At 61.5% G+C, this 18,200-nt stretch carries 17 protein-coding genes; 15 read left to right on the top strand and 2 right to left on the bottom strand.

Features of this window, described 5'->3' with window-relative positions:
- Positions 1–14 precede the first annotated feature (14 nt).
- Both PMI03_RS28580 and PMI03_RS28575 read right to left on the bottom strand, forming a co-directional pair.
- Positions 15–968, bottom strand: a complete 954-nt coding sequence (locus PMI03_RS28580; protein WP_007702452.1) for an alpha/beta hydrolase — start codon at positions 966–968, stop codon at positions 15–17.
- 20 nt (positions 969–988) lie between these two features.
- Positions 989–2,137, bottom strand: a complete 1,149-nt coding sequence (locus PMI03_RS28575; RefSeq protein ID WP_007702449.1) for a Gfo/Idh/MocA family protein — start codon at positions 2,135–2,137, stop codon at positions 989–991.
- Between the two features lie 178 nt (positions 2,138–2,315).
- Here PMI03_RS28575 and PMI03_RS28570 point away from each other — a divergent pair, with 178 nt between their 5' ends.
- The 15 genes from PMI03_RS28570 (at position 2,316) to PMI03_RS28500 (ending at position 18,151) form a co-directional block, all read left to right on the top strand.
- Positions 2,316–3,662 carry an ABC transporter substrate-binding protein gene (locus tag PMI03_RS28570; protein WP_007702446.1) on the top strand — a complete coding sequence of 449 codons (1,347 nt, stop codon included), beginning with the start codon at positions 2,316–2,318 and terminating at the stop codon, positions 3,660–3,662.
- Between the two features lie 25 nt (positions 3,663–3,687).
- Positions 3,688–4,596 carry a carbohydrate ABC transporter permease gene (locus tag PMI03_RS28565; RefSeq protein ID WP_229202630.1) on the top strand — a complete coding sequence of 303 codons (909 nt, stop codon included), beginning with the start codon at positions 3,688–3,690 and terminating at the stop codon, positions 4,594–4,596.
- Positions 4,593–5,429: a carbohydrate ABC transporter permease gene (locus tag PMI03_RS28560; RefSeq protein WP_007702440.1), complete on the top strand. Its 837-nt coding sequence runs from the start codon at positions 4,593–4,595 to the stop codon at positions 5,427–5,429. Before PMI03_RS28565 ends, PMI03_RS28560 begins: the two co-directional genes overlap by 4 nt.
- A gap of 4 nt (positions 5,430–5,433) precedes the next feature.
- Positions 5,434–6,252, top strand: a complete 819-nt coding sequence (locus PMI03_RS28555) for a sugar phosphate isomerase/epimerase (protein WP_007702437.1) — start codon at positions 5,434–5,436, stop codon at positions 6,250–6,252.
- An 11-nt stretch (positions 6,253–6,263) separates the two neighbouring features.
- Positions 6,264–7,340, top strand: coding sequence for a Gfo/Idh/MocA family protein (locus PMI03_RS28550; protein WP_007702433.1), 1,077 nt, complete (start codon positions 6,264–6,266; stop codon positions 7,338–7,340).
- Positions 7,340–8,158: a sugar phosphate isomerase/epimerase gene (locus PMI03_RS28545; RefSeq protein WP_007702425.1), complete on the top strand. Its 819-nt coding sequence runs from the start codon at positions 7,340–7,342 to the stop codon at positions 8,156–8,158. The genes PMI03_RS28550 and PMI03_RS28545 overlap by 1 nt, the downstream gene beginning before the upstream one ends.
- A complete protein-coding gene (locus PMI03_RS28540; protein WP_007702422.1) occupies positions 8,158–8,988 on the top strand; it encodes an alpha/beta fold hydrolase in 831 nt (276 codons plus the stop codon). The genes PMI03_RS28545 and PMI03_RS28540 overlap by 1 nt, the downstream gene beginning before the upstream one ends.
- Positions 8,985–9,710, top strand: coding sequence for a ribulose-phosphate 3-epimerase (locus tag PMI03_RS28535; RefSeq protein ID WP_007702418.1), 726 nt, complete (start codon positions 8,985–8,987; stop codon positions 9,708–9,710). Before PMI03_RS28540 ends, PMI03_RS28535 begins: the two co-directional genes overlap by 4 nt.
- A complete protein-coding gene (locus tag PMI03_RS28530; RefSeq protein ID WP_007702415.1) occupies positions 9,707–10,744 on the top strand; it encodes an ROK family protein in 1,038 nt (345 codons plus the stop codon). Before PMI03_RS28535 ends, PMI03_RS28530 begins: the two co-directional genes overlap by 4 nt.
- Complete coding sequence (locus PMI03_RS28525) at positions 10,737–11,822, top strand: ABC transporter ATP-binding protein (protein ID WP_007702413.1); 1,086 nt, start codon at positions 10,737–10,739, stop codon at positions 11,820–11,822. Before PMI03_RS28530 ends, PMI03_RS28525 begins: the two co-directional genes overlap by 8 nt.
- A gap of 120 nt (positions 11,823–11,942) precedes the next feature.
- Positions 11,943–13,586 carry an ABC transporter ATP-binding protein gene (locus PMI03_RS28520; protein WP_007702410.1) on the top strand — a complete coding sequence of 548 codons (1,644 nt, stop codon included), beginning with the start codon at positions 11,943–11,945 and terminating at the stop codon, positions 13,584–13,586.
- Positions 13,587–13,856: 270 nt separating this feature from the next.
- On the top strand, positions 13,857–14,342 hold the full coding sequence (locus PMI03_RS28515; protein ID WP_007702407.1) for a MarR family winged helix-turn-helix transcriptional regulator: 486 nt from the start codon (positions 13,857–13,859) through the stop codon (positions 14,340–14,342).
- Between the two features lie 24 nt (positions 14,343–14,366).
- Positions 14,367–15,065 (top strand): SDR family NAD(P)-dependent oxidoreductase, encoded by a 699-nt coding sequence (locus PMI03_RS28510; protein WP_007702404.1) that lies wholly within the window; start codon positions 14,367–14,369, stop codon positions 15,063–15,065.
- Positions 15,066–15,067: 2 nt separating this feature from the next.
- Positions 15,068–16,399, top strand: coding sequence for an FAD-binding oxidoreductase (locus tag PMI03_RS28505; protein WP_007702401.1), 1,332 nt, complete (start codon positions 15,068–15,070; stop codon positions 16,397–16,399).
- 78 nt (positions 16,400–16,477) lie between these two features.
- Positions 16,478–18,151 carry a peptide ABC transporter substrate-binding protein gene (locus tag PMI03_RS28500; RefSeq protein ID WP_007702399.1) on the top strand — a complete coding sequence of 558 codons (1,674 nt, stop codon included), beginning with the start codon at positions 16,478–16,480 and terminating at the stop codon, positions 18,149–18,151.
- Positions 18,152–18,200 lie beyond the last annotated feature (49 nt).

The following is an 18,200-nucleotide window of genomic DNA, read 5'->3' as shown; positions in this document are numbered from 1 at the left end:
ACGTTGCTTTCCGTTTACGCATGGGCACCTTCAAAGCTGCGCCATGCCTCCACGGCCTCCTCCACGGCCTGCCGTGCGACGGGTATGTATCGTCCCATCGACATAAAGCCGTGGATCTGGCCGGGCCGGTGGCGCAGCACCACGCACACTCCCTCCCGCTTCAACCGCTCGACATACGCCAGACCCTCATCCACCAGAATGTCGTGCCCAGCCGTGATCACGAAGGCCGGCGCAACCCCGACGACACTGTCAGCTCGTAACGGCGAGACCCGCCAGTCGGCGATATCGGCCTCGGTGCGGATATAGTGGTCGCGAAACCACTTCATCGCCGATGCGGTCAGGCCATAGCCTTCGCCATAACGGCGATAGCTATCGGCCGTCTGTGCGGCGTCCGTGTTCGGATAGATGAGCATTTGCCCCGTAAGCTTTGGGGCGTCACCGGAGCGCGCCATCAGCGCCAGCACGGCGGCGAGATTGCCGCCGGCACTGTCGCCAGCGACCGCAATCCGCTGGGGATCGATGCCGAGATCGGCGGCGGAATCCGCCATGAAAGCCAGCGCTGCGGCGCAATCCGTCAGCCCGGCCGGGAACTTGTGTTCCGGCGCCAGCCGGTAATCCGGGCAGACTACGGTGCATTGCGCGAGATTGGCGAACCAGCGGCAGATCTCATCGTGCGAATCGAGATTGCCGATCACCCAGCCGCCGCCGTGAAGATAAAGGAGGCTGGGACCATTCCTCAATCGTGCGCCGATGCCGCGATAGATGCGCAGGGTGATCGGACCGTTCGGACCGTCGATCTGACGATCCTCCACCGAGGCGACTGTCTCGCGGGCGCCCTGAACGGTTGGGCAGCCCGCATTGTAGTCAACACGGGCCTCCAGAGGCGTGCCGGTTTCAAACGGCCGGGCGTTCGACCGATTGCTCATGTCGAGAAGGCGTCGAGCACTCTCATCGAGCTGTTCTGTCATGTCGGCTCTCCTTTCGATATTCAGGCGAGGAGGCTGCGCGCTTCGTCTTCGCCAAGAAGCGGCGGACGTACCAGATCTCCGCCGATGCGGACCGACTGGCCGCTTTCACCGGAGGCAAGAATAGCCTCCATGACCTCAAGCACATGCAGCGCAAGCTCGCCGGATGCGCGCGGCGCCCTCTTCTCCTCCAGTGACCGCGCAAGATCGGCGACGCCGAGCATACGATAATTCGCGCGATCGGGGGCAGCGAATGGCCAGTTCCTCTTGCCGTAAAGCTCGCCGTCGCTGTCGAAATCACGCCAGTCGGCGCCACGTTCCGACAGCGAGACCGTGCCGCCGAACGTATCGGGATCCGGCAGGCGAAGGGAGCCTTCGGTGCCGTGCAGCTCGATCGGATGGTTGGAATGGCGGAAGACGTCCCAGGATGCGCCGAAATTGATAGTCGCGCCGGACTGGAATTCGAGCAAAGACAAGACGTTGGTCGGCGTACCAACCTTGAAGGTCGTGTTCTTGAACGGACCGTCCGCGGTGATCAGGCGCTCCTCCTGGCCCTTCGTCGCCATCGCCATGACGCGCACCACCGGGCCAAGCAAGTTCACCATCATGGTCAGGTAATAAGGTCCCATATCGAAAACCGGGCCGCCGCCGGGCTGGTAGTAGAATTGCGGATTGGGGTGCCAGTGCTCCATGCCGCGCCCCATCATGAAGGCGGTGCCGCTAACCGGGCGGCCGATTGCGCCTTCCTCCATCAAACGGCGGGCACGCCTGCCGGCGGCACCGAGGAACGTGTCGGGTGCCGAACCCAGAAGCAGGCCGCGTGTCTTCGCCTCGGCCACAAGGGTCCGCCCTTCGGCAGCCGAGGTCGCCAGCGGCTTTTCCGTGAAGACGTGCTTGCCCGCGGACAGAGCTGACATGGTGACATCGAAGTGCACGGCCGGAATGGTGAGGTTGAGAACGAGATCGACTTCGGGATCTGCGAGCAGTTGATCAACGCTCAGCGGCCGAATGCCGTATTCGCTGGCGCGAAGAGCCGCAGCGTCGGCGGAAATATCGGCGCAAGCACGCAACTCGACGCCGGCAAACAGCGCCGCGTTACGCAGATAAGTCATTGAAATATTGCCGCAGCCGACGATGCCAATGCCCAGCTTTGCCTTTGTGTTCCCAGTCATATTCCTCAATCCTCCCTGGACCCGATAACCCGCACGTCACCGATAGCCATATCAACCCGACGCGCTTTAAAGTGAGTTAAAGCATCTTATTTCTTGACGCGCGACAATTTTTTATGAAACATACGACAATACTGGCGCGGAGATTTTGGAGGTCGCCAGTTTTCCTGGGAGGGAAATCATGTCTGATTTCAAGAAGACGCCGGCCGGCTCAAACGCGGCCGTATTTTCCACACTGCTCGACCGCCGCCAGATGTTGATGGGTGCTGCAAGCGCTGCAGTCGGCGCGGCGACCCTTGCCGCCACAACGGGACTGGGCATGCGCCCTGCGCGCGCCGCCGATCGCACCGAGATCAGCTTTGCCAGCGCCAGTTTCTTCGGCAAGGAAGGCCTCGGCGATCTCGTCAAGGCCTATAACGAATCGCAAGACCGGATCACGGTCAAGTTCATCGAACTGCCACCACCAAGCTCGTCGACCGAGGTCTATCAGGGCCTTGTGCAACAATTGGCCCGCCGCAACGGAACCCCCGACGTCTTCACTCAGGACGTGGTTTGGATCGCCGGTTTCGCGGCTGCCGGATGGGCCTTGCCGCTCGACGAATATTTCCCGAAGGAAAAGCGTGCCGATTATTTCCCCGGAACGGTTGCGGCCTGTACCTACAATGAAAAGCTGACCGCGCTCCCGTGGTTCGTCGATTCCGGTATGTTCTACTATCGCAAGGATCTGGTGGAAAAGCATGGCGGCAAGGTTCCCGAGACCTGGGATGACATGGCGACCATGGCGGCAGCCGCGCAGAAGGCGGGCGACGCGAAGTTCGGCTATCTCTGGCAGGGCAAGCAGGCAGAAGTCCTGATCTGCGATGCCGTGGAAATCATCACCTCGAATGGCGGCTCTATTCTCTCGCCCGACGGCAAATCCTCGGTCATCGGCGACAAGGCGGCGGTCGAGGCGATCCAGTTCCTCTACGATACGATCAACAAGACCAAGATCAGCCCGCAGAACGTCCTCTCCTGGGATGAAGAGCCTTCGCGCCAGCCCTTCACATCGGGCGAAGCGATGTTCATGCGCAACTGGTCTTATGTCTATCCGATCGCGCAGGATCCGAAAGCTTCGCATGTGGTGGACAAGGTCGCCGTCGCGCCGTTGCCGCATTTTGCCGGGGGCAAGAGTGCTGCCTGTCTCGGCGGCTATCAGCTCGGCGTCAACGCCAATTCCAAGAAGCGCGAAGCGGCGATCGAGTTCCTGACCTGGATGTCGTCTCCGGAAACCCAGACCCGTCTTGCACTGAATTTCGGTCTTGCACCGTCACGCCCGGCGATCTTCCAGGATGCGAAGCTGAAGGCCGAACAACCGTTCATGGCGAGCCTACAAAGCGTCTTCACCGGCGCCACACCCCGGCCGATCACGCCGCAATATGCCAAGGTGACTCTGGCGCTGCAGTCGAGCATTTCCAAGGCGCTGGTCAGCGGCAATGTTCAGGCTGAGCTGAAGGCCGCCGCCGATCAGATCAACAAGATCGTTGCCTGATATGGCTGCCGCAGTCACGGTCCCCATGTCCGACCGAACCCCGAAAACGACGAGGGCGCTTCCAAGCGCCCTCTGGCCTTGGCTGCTGCTGTTGCCGGCCTTCCTGTCGCTTGCATCCGTGTCCTTCTATCCGATCGTCAATGGCGTCTATCTCTCCTTCACCAACCGTTCGCTGATCACGCAGGACAATGATTTCATCGGCATTGCCAATTATGTGCAGTTGCTCGCCGATCCGCCGTTCTGGAATGCCTGGTGGCATACGATCTGGTTCACCGTCGCCTCGACCACGCTCGAGACCCTGATCGGCCTCGCTATGGCGCTGATCCTTTGCGAAGCGTTCGCCGGCCGTGGCGTGATCCGCGCGGCGATGCTGGTTCCCTGGGCGATGCCGACCGTGGTCACCTCCAAAATGTTCGGGTGGCTGTTCGACGGCCAGCACGGCATCATCAATTTCATCCTGCTCCATCTCGGGCTGATTGATCAGAATGTGAACTGGTACGGCTCGCCCGATACGGCACTGACGACAATCATTCTCGCCGATGTCTGGAAGACGACGCCCTTCATGGCGCTGCTGCTACTGACAGGGCTCCAGACCGTGCCGAAATCACTGATCGAAGCCGCGCGCATGGATGGCGCCAGGGCCTGGACGATCTTCTGGAACATCCGCCTGCCGCTGCTGCTGCCGACCTTGCTGATCGCCGGCCTCTTCCGGGCGCTGGACGCCTTCCGCGTTTTCGATCTGGTCTATGTGTTGACCGGCGGCGGCCCGGCCGATTCCACGGAAACGCTGTCGACGCTGTCCTACAAGGTTCTCTTCTCGACGCTGCAGTTCGGCTACGGCTCGGCCGTTTCGACCGCAATGTTCATCACCGAAGGGCTGATCGCCGTGGTGTTCTGCCTCTTCCTCGTCCGACAGATCAGGAAGACAACATGAACGACACCCGCTCCCCGTTTCAAAGCGTGATGATCTATCTCGGCGCGCTCCTCATCCTCGTCTGGTCCGCCGGCCCGTTCCTCTGGCAGTTCTCCACGTCGTTCCAGCTCGACAGGGCACTGACGGAGGGAACGCCGTCTTTGATCCCGAGCCCGTTCACGCTGGAGCATTACTACAATGCCTTCGTGGAAAAGGGTCTGCATCATTATCTATGGAATTCGCTGGTCGTGTCGCTGGCGACCACGGCCCTTTGCCTGATCGTCGGCTCGCTCGCCGCCTTTGCGCTGTCGCGTCTCGATGTGAAGGGACGCTTCGGGATCTTGACGGTGATCCTCTCGGTCTCGATGTTTCCGCAGATCGCGCTCGTCGGCCCGCTTTATCTCCTCGCCTCCGACCTCGGCCTTCTGGATACCTATACCGCGCTGATCATCACCTATCTGGCGCTCGGGCTGCCGCTGGTGACTTGGGTACTATTTGGCTATTTCGAGACACTGCCGCGCGAGATCGACGAAGCGGCGCGCATGGATGGCGTCGGCGTTATCGGCCTGCTTTGGCATATCATCCTGCCGATGTCGCTGCCGAGCCTGGTCACGACAGGCCTGCTCGCCTTCATCACCGCCTGGAACGAGTTTCTGTTCGCGCTCGCCTTCACATCGGATAGCGGCACCCAGACCATTCCAGTGGGCATCGCCAACTTCACCAACCAATACTACGTGCCCTGGGGAGACATCGCCGCGGCTTCGGCGGTCGTCACCGTGCCGCTGATCGTGTTGGTCCTCTTCTTCCAACGACACATTATCGAAGGCCTGACACAGGGCGGAATCAAGGAATAGTGACATGACTAGCGATCTGAAGGTCGGCTGCCAGACGTTTACATGGGAAATGCTCGGCAAGGCCTGGACCGGAACAGCCGACGACCTGCTTTCGGCAATTTCCGCCGGCGGTTATTCGGGCATCGAAATCACCGACACGATGATCGGCCACTACGCCGCAAAGCCGGGCGACTTCGCCAAGGCGCTGAAGGATGGCGGCTTACAGCTCGTCTCCTTCGCCTTCGGCTCGAAGAGCGGCTTTACGGTTGCCGAGGCAATCAACGATGATCTCTCGACGACGCAGCGCTGGATCGACTATGCCGCGCAGTTTCCTGGCGCGCTGGTCTCGATCGGTTCGGCAACGGTTGTCTCCGAAGGGCCACGCGACGACAAGTTCGCCATTGCGGCCGAGTTCTACAATCGCGCCGGCGCGCTCGGCAAGGCATCCGGCGTCGATGTCGCCGTTCATCCGAGCTCGCACCACAACACCCTGCTCTTCGATCGCGCCGACTACGATCGGATCTTCGCGCTTCTCGACTCTACTTTGGTCGGCTGGGTTCCAGATACCGGACATATCCTGCGCGGGCACGAGGACATCCTCGACACCATGCGAACCTATCAGGACCGCATCCGCTATCTGCACTTGAAGGACGTCGATGCCGACGATCGCTGGGCGATGCTCAGCAAGGGCATCCTCGACACGCCGGCGGTGATCGATCTCGTCGCGAAGGCGCCGCGCTTCAACGGCTGGCTGGTGCTGGAAGAGGAATCAGAGACGGCAGGCGCCGATCCCGTCGCCGCAGTGAAGACCAACCGCGAAACCATGCGCAGCTACGGAGCCTGAGGAAGAAGACCATGATCCAGAAGGAAAATCGCCGTCTTCGTGTTGGTGTGCTCGGCTGCGGGCCAATTGCCCAGTTCGCGCATCTGCAATCCTGCGTGAAGGCACGGAATGCCGATCTCTACGCAATCTGCGACGCAGCACCGGACCTGCTGGCCCGCATGGGTGCCACTTACGAGCCGCAGAAGATGTTCAGCGACTACGACGCCATGCTGGCTGATCCCGAGCTGGAAGCCGTGATCGTCGCCACCTCCGACGCCTATCACGTACCGATGTCCGTCAAGGCGCTCGAAGCCGGCAAGCATGTGCTCTGCGAAAAGCCGATCGGTGTGTCCGTCGAGGAAGGGCAGCAGCTTGCCGATGCCGTCAAGCGCTCCGGCAAGATCCTGCAGGTCGGGCACATGAAGCGTTTCGACCCGGCGCTGGAGGCCGCGCGCGATTTCGTTCGCGACGATATCGGTGAGATCTTCGCGCTGAAGGCCTGGTATTGCGATTCCACCCACCGCTACACCAACACTGACGCTGTGCAGCCACTGCCGATCACCAGCAAGCTTGCGCGCAAGCCGGGCGGCAATCCGAAGGCCGATCTCAAACAATATTTCATGTTGGCGCATGGTTCGCATCTGGTCGACACCGCCCGCTTCTTCTGCGGCGATATCGTCGCCGTGCGCGCCCGCTTGCTGGAACGCGCCGGCGCCTATTGCTGGTTCGTGGAGACCGAATTCACCAATGGCGCCCTCGGCCATCTCGATCTCACTGTTGCCGTCCGTATGGACTGGCACGAGGGCTTTCAGCTCTATGGCGAGAACGGCTCCGTGCTCGCAAAGACCTTCAATCCCTGGTACTTCCGCTCCAGCGAGGTCGAGATCTTCCATGAGAAGGATGCGACGAGCCGGAAGCCGCTCGGTGCCGACGGGCACTTCTTCCGCAGGCAGCTCGAGGGTCTCGCAGATACAGCACTGAACGGCGCGCCGATGCGCGGTGCCAATGTCGAGGACGGTATCGCTTCGATCCGCGCCATGGTCGCGATCGCGCGATCGGTGGAGACCGGCGAACGGGTCGAGCTGGCATCCGTGACGGGGGCCGTCTGATGCAGCTCGGGATCTTTGCCAAGACATTTCCGGGGACAGATCCCCTGAGTGTGCTGTCGGCGGTGCGCGACAGCGGCTATGCGGCCACCCAGTTCAACCTTGCCTGCTGCGGGCTGCCGTCGATGCCCGACGCCGTGCCGGGTTCCGTCATAACAGCGATCCAGGCAGCAGCGGAAACGACTGGCGTTTCGCTGGTCGCCCTCTCCGGAACCTACAATATGGCCCATCCGGACATCTCGGTGCGGCAAACGGGACTCCGCCAGCTTGCCGTCGTGATCGAGACAGCCGCCGCCCTTTCCATTCCGCTCGTCACGCTCTGCACCGGCACCCGTCATGCAAGCGACCAATGGGCGCATCATCCCGATAATACCGATCCCTCGGCCTGGGCCGACATGGCGACAGAAATGGCGAAAGCCTTGGCGCTGGCCGAAAAACATGGCGTCGATCTCGGCATCGAGCCGGAACAGGCCAATATCGTCACCTCGGCGGAAGACGCAAAGCGGCTAATCACCGAGATGGGATCGAAAAGGCTGCGGATCGTCCTCGATCCAGCCAACCTCTTCGAAAGCGCAACGCCGCCGGAAGCCCGAGATATCGTCGAGCGCGCGGTTGAAACCGCAGGCGGACATATCGCCATGGCGCATGCGAAGGATCGCTATGCCGACGGACGTTTCGCAACCGCCGGGCAAGGCGTCGTGGATTTCCCCGATTTCATTGCGCGGCTGAAAGCCGTCGGCTTTGACGGACCGCTCGTCACCCACGGACTGTCTGCAGCAGAAGCACCCCTGGTCTCCGCCTTTCTCCAGGAATTGGTCTGATGGGCGGAACGATGGCTTTCATCCGTGACGATGCCAGCCTTTCCGTCTTCGGCGGCGGGCAAGGGCTTCCCGTCGTATTTCAGCACGGCCTGGGTGGGGACGGGGCGCAGGTTGTGCAAACCTTTCCACCGGCCGACAATGTACGGCGGGTCACGGTGGAATGCCGCGGACATGGCGCGTCATCGCTTGGCACCGCACGACCCTTTTCACTGCATATGTTCGCCGAGGATGTGTTGGCTGCTGCGACCGAGCGCGGATTTGACCGCTTTGTCGTCGGCGGCATTTCCATGGGCGCGGCACTTGCCCTGCATCTCGCCCATCGTCACCCGGAGCGTGTTGCCGCGCTCGTTCTCGTCCGTCCCGCCTGGACCTTTGCCGCAGCACCCGACAATCTGGAGCCGATCCGCGCGGTGGCAGCCGTGCTCCGCTCGCATCCGATCGACGAGGCGCGGGCGCTGTTCGCCGGCTCCGAGATCGGCAAGCGGATCGAGGCGGATGCGCCCGATAATTTCGCGTCCCTGCTTGGCTATTTCGACCGGCCGAATGCGGTCGCTTTCGCATCCGTGCTGGCCGACATCGCGGCCGATGGACCTGATGTGTCACAAGCGGCAGCGGCAGCACTTGCCATTCCCACCCTGATCATCGGCAACGAGCAGGATGCAATCCATCCCCTCTCCTGCGCACAGGTGCTCGCCGACACCATTCCCGGCGCAAGCTTTGTCGAAGTCACCCCCAAGGCCGCCGACAAACAACGGCATTTCGCCGAAGTCCAAGACGCCATAACCCGTTTCCTCGCATCCAAGACAATCCGGAGCCTCGTGCCATCATGACGTCCAAAACCCTTTCAGGCCCGGCGGCCATCGCCGCCCTGCCCCGCAATCGACTGCTGGGCGAATTCTCGCTCTGGTCGGCTGATCTCACCAATATGGAAACCGATCTCAAGCGCATTGAGCCCTATGTCGACCTGCATCATATCGATGTCGCCGATGCACGTTTCACGCCGGGCTTCCTGTTCTTTCCGGATTTCGTCGCGCGCATCGCCAAATCGACCGCCAAGCCGATCCATGTTCATCTGATGGTCGAAGCCGAAATCGTCGAAGAACAGACGCGCCAGTTCATCGAAGCAGGCGCCGACCTCATCAGCGTTCATGCCGAAAACGGCGAAGCGGGTTTGCGTGCGGTTGCGCTTGCAAAGGAGCTCGGCGCCGAAGCCGGCGTCGTGCTGCGGCTGGAAACGCCCGTCTCGGCGATCAAGCCGTTCATCGACCACGTCGCCTTCGTGACCCTGCTTGGCACCTCGATCGGCGTCAAAGGACAAAGTCTTTCCGAAAAGGCATGCGGCAGGCTGATCGAGGCGCGGGCACTGCTGAAGCAAGCGGGCCGGGAGGATCAGGTCATCCTGGCCGCCGATGGCGGCATTCGCGAGCAGACAGTGCCGGAGCTGCGTGCGGCTGGGGCACAGACGGTCGTTCTCGGGTCGCTCGCCTTCGGCGATAAGGACCTGGGCAAGCGGATAGAATGGCTGCATGGACTGGAGAGCCGGATTTCGTGAAAAAGGTCGCTCTTGCCTTCGATCTCGGCGGAACCGAGCTTCGCGCCGCACTGGTGGACGAGGAGGGAAACCTTCTGTCGTTTTCCGCCGTGCCGACGCAAGCAGCCGAAGGCCCTGATGCGGTGATCCGGCAAATCGAGGTGCTGGCAGCGACGGTACTGGCGAAAACGCCTGATCTTCTGCCCATCGGCATCGGGATCGGTGCCCCCGGCCCTCTCGATCCGGAGGCTGGCGTCGTCATTGCGGCGCCGACCCTGACCGGATGGAACGAGGTTCCCCTCGCTGATATTCTTTCCAGCCGTTTCCAATTGCCGGTGCGGCTTGAAAACGATGCGAACGCGGCGGCGGTTGGCGAATGGCGATATGGCGCCGGCCGTGGTGCAAGATCGATCGTGTTCGTCACCGTCTCGACCGGCATCGGCGGCGGCGTGATTACCGATAGCCGAATTTTGCACGGTAGACGTGGTCTGGCAGCGGAAATCGGCCACATGACGATTACCAACGAGGGTGAACGATGCTTTTGCGGCGCAGTCGGCTGCTTTGAGGCCGTCGCCTCCGGCACGGCGCTCGGCAGGCAGGCAACGGCTCGCACCCGGCGATCTGATGGCTCGATGCTGCGAAAGCTTTCAGCCAACGCCGATGTAACCGGACGGCATGTGGTCGACGCGGCGCGAAACGGCGATGCCCTGGCGCTGGAACTGCTGAATGCCGAGGCGCGATGGCTCGGGATCGGCTTCACCAACCTGCTCCACCTCTATTCACCCGATGTTCTGGTGATGGGCGGCGGCATATCCCATGGGTTCGATCTTCTTCACGACACCATCATGGCGACAATCCGCGACCGGGCCATGCCGGCCTATCGCGATGTGCCGATCGTTGCCGCACAGCTTGGGCGACATGCGGGCCTGATCGGTGCGGCCAGCCTCATTCTCGGAAGCGAGGCGCAAGCCAGCTCTGAACCATCGAGCCTTGTCGGCTCGGACAATCCTGACGCGGATATTTCCGCCGGCACAAAGGAGGCCAGCAGTGGCTAATCTCACACTCCGCGACGCCCGTAAGACCTACGGCGCCCTCGAAGTGATCAAGGGCATCGATCTAGACGTGGACGACCGCGAATTCGTCGTCTTCGTCGGCCCTTCCGGCTGCGGCAAGTCCACGCTTCTGCGCATGATCGCCGGCCTGGAGAAAATCAACGGCGGCGATCTGGTGATCGACGGCACGCGGTCCAACGACATCGATCCGTCGCAGCGCGGCCTGGCGATGGTGTTTCAATCCTATGCGCTCTATCCGCATATGACGGTTGCCGAGAATATGGGTTTCGCGCTTAGAATCGCCGGTATTCCGTTGGCCGAACGCGAACGGAAGGTGAAGGACGCCGCCCAGATCCTCGAACTGACGCATCTGCTCGACCGCCGACCGAAGGATCTGTCGGGCGGCCAGCGCCAGCGTGTCGCCATCGGCCGCGCCATCGTGCGCAATCCGAAAATCTTCCTGTTCGACGAGCCGCTTTCCAATCTCGATGCGGCGCTGCGCGTCAACATGCGGCTTGAACTGATGCGCCTGCACGAAAGGCTGGCCGCGACGATGATCTACGTCACCCACGACCAGATCGAAGCCATGACCATGGCCGACAAGATCGTGGTTCTCAACAGCGGTCGCATCGAGCAGGTCGGTTCGCCGCTCGAGCTTTACAATCGCCCCGCAAACATCTTCGTCGCCGGCTTCATCGGCTCGCCGAAGATGAACCTTCTGACGACAACCGTCGAGAAGACCGGCCCCGGCGGCATCTCCGTCGCGCTGCCGGGCGGAAACACCATCACAGTCCCGGTCGCAGCCGGAGCGGTGAAGGCCGGCTCGACGCTGACGCTGGGCATCCGCCCCGAACATATCCGCATCGGCCAGGGCGGCCAGTTCACCGGGGAGGCGATCCTTGCCGAACGGCTCGGCGGCCTGACGGTTCTCCACGTCGATATCGCATCCGACCAGTCCCTTGTCGTTCAGAAGGAAGGCACCGACACGACCCCGTTGCACACGCAGATCGCCCTCCAGATCGACCCGGCCGCCTGTCATCTCTTCGACCAAGAGGGAAGAACGCTTGCCAGGCTGAACTGATCGGTGAATTGTACGCGGGCGCGGACCGGCATGCTTCTTGCGTTTTAGTTCGCGTCCGTGATCGGCCGCCCCGACCGATCTGGAGCACAGGCAGACATTCCATGCAAAGGAAGGCTCCCCATGACGCAGATCGATGCCGCTCAACCCTCAAAGATCGAAGTCGTTCTCTCCATCAAGAACCTGACGATCAGCCTGCCGAAAGCCATGGAGCGCCCGCATGCAGTGAACGATGTCTCGTTCGATCTGATGGATGGCGAGATCCTTTGCATCATCGGGGAATCCGGTTCGGGAAAATCGGTGACTGCCAGCGCGGTCATGGGCCTGCTACCGTCGATTATCCAGGTGACGGCGGGCTCGATCTGGTTCCAAGGCGTGGACCTGGTGAGCGCGGACGACGTGACGCTCCAAGGTCTGAGGGGACGGGCCGTCTCGATCATCTTTCAGGACCCGCTATCGGCGCTCAACCCGCTGATGACGATCGGTGACCAGATCATCGAGGTGCTGGATGCCCATAAAGTCGGCACACCGGAGAGCCGGCGGCAGAAAGTGAAGGAACTGCTCAACGAAGTCGGCCTGCCGGATCCCGATCTCCTGCAGCATCAATATCCCTTCCGGCTGTCCGGTGGGCAGCGGCAACGCGTGATGATCGCCATGGCCTTGGCGCTCGATCCGGACGTACTGATCGCCGACGAGCCGACCACCGCGCTCGACGTGACCACGCAGGCGCAAATCCTGGAACTGATCCGCAAGATCCAGCGGCGCAAGAAGATGAGCGTCATGTTCATCACCCATGATTTCGGGGTGGTGGCAGAGATCGCCGACCGGGTGATCGTCATGGAGAAGGGCCATCTTGTCGAACAGGGAACGGCCAACCAGGTGCTGAATGCGCCCATTCACCCCTATACGCAGCGCTTGATCACCGCGGTGCCGCGAATGACGACGAGGGATCGCGATGCCATAGCCGATACGCCTGTCGTGCTGGAGGTTGAAAAGCTCAACAAGACCTATCGCGCCGGCGGCGGCTTCCTCTCCAAGGCGCGGACGGTTCAGGCGGTAAACGACGTCAGCTTCTCGATCCGCAAGGGACGCACGCTCGGCGTCGTCGGCGAATCCGGCTCCGGCAAATCGTCCCTCGGTCGGGTACTGTTGAAGCTTCTGAAGTCCGACAGCGGCAGGATCCTGTTTGACGGCCGCGACATCGCCGCACTGACGGACGAGCAGTTCCGCCCGCTGCGTCCCTATATCCAGATGATCTTCCAGGATCCGTTTGCCTCGCTCAATCCACGCCACACGATCGGCCGGATCCTGACCGTCGGGCCGATCGCACACGGCTTGCCGATGCATGAGGCAAAGGCCAAGGCGCTGCGCCTTCTGAAACGCGTCGGGCTTGATGAAGGCGCCTTCGACCGCTTCCCGCATGAGTTTTCCGGAGGCCAGCGCCAGCGTGTCGGCATTGCCCGGGCCTTGATGTTCGACCCCGTGCTGTTGGTGGCGGACGAAGCGGTGTCCGCTCTCGACGTTTCTATCCAGGCCCAGATCCTCAAGCTTCTCGCGGAGATCCAGCAGGATACGAAAGTGGCGATGATCTTCATCACCCACGACCTGCGCGTTGCAAGCCAGATCTGCGACGAGGTCGCGGTCATGTACAAGGGCGAGATCGTCGAATGCGGGCCGCCCTCGCAGATCTTCCGAGCGCCGGAGCACGCCTATACGCAACGCCTGCTCGCCGCTATTCCCGGCAGCGATTGGGAAGCGACGGGCTGACCCGCAAACCCCATCACCGGCCATGCGAATGATGCACATTTACTGTCGTCAATGCCTACGTCGAGAGATCCGTGTGTCTCAGAAATAGGCATCTTTTCTTTCTACTCAAAAACTTATCGCGCCACGAAAGAAAATAGTTGCATTCGTCCACTATCCGTCCTTTCATACGATCATAAATTCCAGCGACGATCCGCCGCCAATAATAATGCACCTGCTGCCCTACCGGGCCTGCGGGAACGCTATTTTGTTGCCTTCCGAAGGTTCCGAGCCATGCTGCCGCCGACCAAAGGTCCGCCGACTTCCGTAAAGGACATCGATATCGATGTCCTTGAGGATACGCTGAGCTTCTATATCCGCAGCATCAACCTGGCCGTTTCGCGCGACCTGGATGAGAAGCTCGAAGGGCTGGATGTTGCGCGCGGAACCGGCAAGATCACCACCCTTTTTCTCGTCGATGGTAATCCCGGTATCCGGCCTTCCACCATTGCCAAGCTTATCCTGAAGGACCGTTCGGCGACGGGCCGGCTGGTCGACCAGATGGAAGAGCACGGACTTCTTTTTCGCGAGACCTCGGCGGACGACAGCCGCGCGCAGGAACTCTACATCACCGAAAAAGGGCGCGAACTGGCCGAGCGCGTGCGCGGTATCGTCACCCGGCAATCACGCGAATTTTTTTCCGACATCAGCGACGAGGAACACAAGCTCCTCATAGACATCCTGCGCCGCACCTATCGGCGCGTCGCTGCGCAATCATGAACGGCCTGGCCATGGAGAACGGGCATGAATGAAGAACGGGTCGCAATGATATCGGGGGCCAGCCGAGGGATCGGGGCGGCGCTCGCCGAGGAACTTGCCACCAAGGGCTGGCGATTGTCGCTTGGCATGCGCCAGCCGGTCATGCCCGCCTGGGCTGACCCCGCCCGCGTCCGCATCTTTGCCTATGATGCCGTCGATCCCGATGCGTCGTCATCATGGACCGAAAAGACGCTCAGCGCCTTTGGCCGCATCGACGCGGTCGTCGCCAATGCCGGCATTATCGTCGCCAAGACCGTGATCGAGGCAGATGATGCCGACCTGGACGATCTGCTCGAGGTGAACGTCAAGGCGCCGCGACGGCTGGCAAAGTCTGCCTGGAACGCACTGGCCTCAAGCGGCCGAGGCCGGATCATCATTGTCGCATCGCTCTCGGGAAAGCGGGTGAAATCCGCGAACTCCGGGCTCTATGCCGTCTCCAAATTCGCAGCTGTCGCGCTTGCCCATGCCATACGCCACATCGGCTTCGATCTCGGCATCCGCGCCACAGCCATCTGCCCCGGCTTCGTCGCAACCGACATGGCGCGCGCCCTCACGAGCAAGGCCGACAGCGAGATGACCGATCCGCGCGATCTTGCCCGCATCATTGCCATGCTGATCGACCTGCCGAACGAGGCGAGCGTCGCGGAATTTTCTATCAATTGCCAGCTAGAGGAGTCTTTCTGACCATGCCCGGCCCCTATGTGGTCCCCGTTCACGGGGACGCTGAATTGCCCAAGGAAGTCGACGTCGTCGTCATCGGCGGCGGCATCATCGGCACGTCGACTGCCCTGGAACTGGCCGAGCAAGGCCTGCGCGTCGCATTGTGCGAGAAAGGCGGTATTGGTCAGGAACAATCGAGCCGCAACTGGGGCTGGGTACGCATCTCCAGACGCGATCCGCGCGAAGTGCCGCTAATGGCGGAAGCCCTGCGCATCTGGAGCACGCTCGACACACGCATCGGCCGCGATACCGGATACAAGCGCGCCGGCATCATCTTCACCTGCGCCAACGACAAGGAATATGCCGACCACGAGCGCTGGAACCGCAATCTCGAGGGCTATCAGTTCGAAAGCCGCATGGTCAGCGGCGCCGAATTCAAAAACCTCGTTCCCGGTTCGCAGATGGACATCAAGGGCGCGCTCTACACCGCCGCCGATGGCCGCGCCGAGCCGCAGCGCGCAGCGCCGGCGATGGCCGAAGCTGCCCGCGACAAGGGCGCCTCCATCCTTACCGAATGCGCCGTGCGTGGCATCGAGACGGCTGCTGGCCGGATCTCCGGCGTCATCACCGAGCGCGGCCCAATCGCCTGCAAGGCCGTCGTGCTTGCCGGCGGCGCCTGGTCAAGCCTGTTTGCCGGCATGTTCGGGCTCGACCTGCCGCAATTGAAGGTGATGAACTCCGTGCTGCGCACCAAGCCGCTGGAAGGCGGCCCCGAGCAGGCGATCTGGGCCAATGGTTTTGCCCTGCGCAAGCGCCAGGACGGCGGCTACACCATCGCCTCCGGCCACGAGAACATCGTCGACATCGTGCCGAAGTCCTTTCGCTATGCCGGCAAATTCTTTCCGGCGCTGCAAAAGGAATGGCGCTCGCTGAATTTCCGCCTCTCCGGCCGCTTCTTCGATGAGGTCCGCATTCCCGACCGCTGGGCGATGGACGAGGCAAGCCCCTTCGAATATTGCCGCGTTCTCGACCCGAAGCCATCGACCAAGCTTTCCAATACGGCACTTGCCAATCTCAAGAAAGCCTTCCCGGTGTTCGAAAAGGCCGAGATCGCCCAGCGCTGGGCTGGCTATATCGACGTCACACCGGATGCCGTGCCGGTGATCGACGTGATCGACAGCATTCCGGGCTTCCACATCGCCACCGGCTTTTCCGGCCACGGTTTCGGCATCGGTCCGGCCGCCGGCCGATTGATGGCCGATATCGTCACCGGCAAGCCGCCGATCGTTGACCGCAAGAACTTCCGTTTCTCCCGCTTCCACGACGGTTCGAAGATCGAACTGATCAGCGGTTTCTGACCTGCCCGCCAAAAGAAGGCAGTAAAACAACAAGAGAGAAGAACAGCCAACGTCCTACCAACAAAAAGGGGAACCAACATGTCCGATGCAAACGACACTATCCTCCTGAAACCCACCCGCCGTCAGGCACTGACCATGATGGCACTCGGCGCTTCCGGGCTGATCATGCCCAATATTCTCGGTCGCAGCGAAGCGTTCGCGGCACCGCCCGCCAAGCCGACCGGCCAGCTCGTCATCGGCTTTTCGCAGGAGCCGACCGTCTTCAATCCGCACCTGATCCACATCGAAGTCGATGAAGGCATCCATTTCAGCGTCTTCGATCCGCTCTTCATCGTCACCCCTGAGGGCAAGTTCTCACCTTCGCTCGCAACCGAAGTCCCGACCGTCGAAAACGGTGGCATCTCGGCTGACGGCCTTCAGTGGAAGATCAAGCTGCGTGATGGTGTGAAGTGGCATGACGGTACGCCGTTCACCGCCGAAGACGTCAAGTTCACTCTCGAACTGATGGTCGATCCGGATTTCCGCAGCTGGCGCAAGACAGGCCACGAACTGGTGCGTGATCTGACCGTGGTCTCGCCGACGGAAATCACCTGGCGGATGGAAAAGCCGTTCGCGCCCTACCCTTCGATCCTCGCCATGACCTTCATCGTGCCGAAGCATATCCTCGGAGCATCCAAGGACAAAAATACCGCCCCCTTCAACAACGCACCGGTCGGCACCGGCCCGTTCAAATGGGTCGAGCGCATCCCCGGCGATCACATCACGCTTGCGGCCAATACCGACTATTTCGGCGACGGCCCCTATCTCGAAACCCTGGTCTACAAATATGTTCCCGACCTGACGGTGCTCTACACACAGTTCAAGACCGGAGACATCGACGTCGTCGGCCTGCAATGGATCACGCCGGACCACTACGACGAGGCCAAGGCGCTGGATGGCAAGGCTGTCGCCGTCGTACCGGCCGCCACGGTCGAATCCGTCGGCTTCAACATGGAGCGGCCGCAGTTCAAGGACCCGGCGGTGCGCGAGGCGCTCTATTACGCGATCGACAAGCAGACGATCATCGACGCGCTCTATTACGGCCTGCCGACGCCGACCGAAAGCTACATTCCGCAGCAGTCCTTCTACTATAATCCGGATCTGCCGAAGCAGGAATTCAGCCCTGACAAGGCCAAGAAGATCCTCGACGATGCCGGCTGGAAGCCCGGTGCCGACGGCATTCGCGCGAAGGACGGCGTCAGGCTTGCCTTCACCAACTCCACCACCGCCGGCAACCATATCCGCGAACAGGTGCAGCAGTTCATGCAGCAGACCTTCAAGGACATCGGCGTGGAACTCACCATCTCCAACCTGCCGCCGGCGGTCATGTGGGGTGACTACTGGACAATGTCGAAGTTCGATTCCGTCGTCGTCGGCATCAACTTCCAGACCGGTTCCGATCCCGACACGTCGGATTACTTCCGCTCCACCGCAATCACCGCCAAGGGCGGAGCCGGTCAGAACTCCTGGCAATATGCCAATCCGGAAGTCGACAAGCTCCTGGCGGAAGGCGGTCAGATCTTCGTGCCGGAGGAGCGCAAGAAGGTCTATCAGAAGATCCAGGAGGTCATGCGCCACGACCTGCCCTTCCTGCCGCTGTTCCAGTATGCGACCGTGCGCGGTCACAAGGTGGGGGTCGAAAACGTCACCCCCAACATCAACGTGCGTATCGACACATGGAATGTCGGTACCTGGTATTGGGCCAAGGCCTGATCGTCCCGTTCCAGCCCTTCGACCCATGAGGGGCCGAAGGGCTGGAACG

Source organism: Rhizobium sp. AP16, from assembly GCF_000281735.1.
Lineage (GTDB): Bacteria > Pseudomonadota > Alphaproteobacteria > Rhizobiales > Rhizobiaceae > Rhizobium > Rhizobium rhizogenes.
This window is presented reverse-complemented; position numbering and strand designations above follow the sequence as displayed.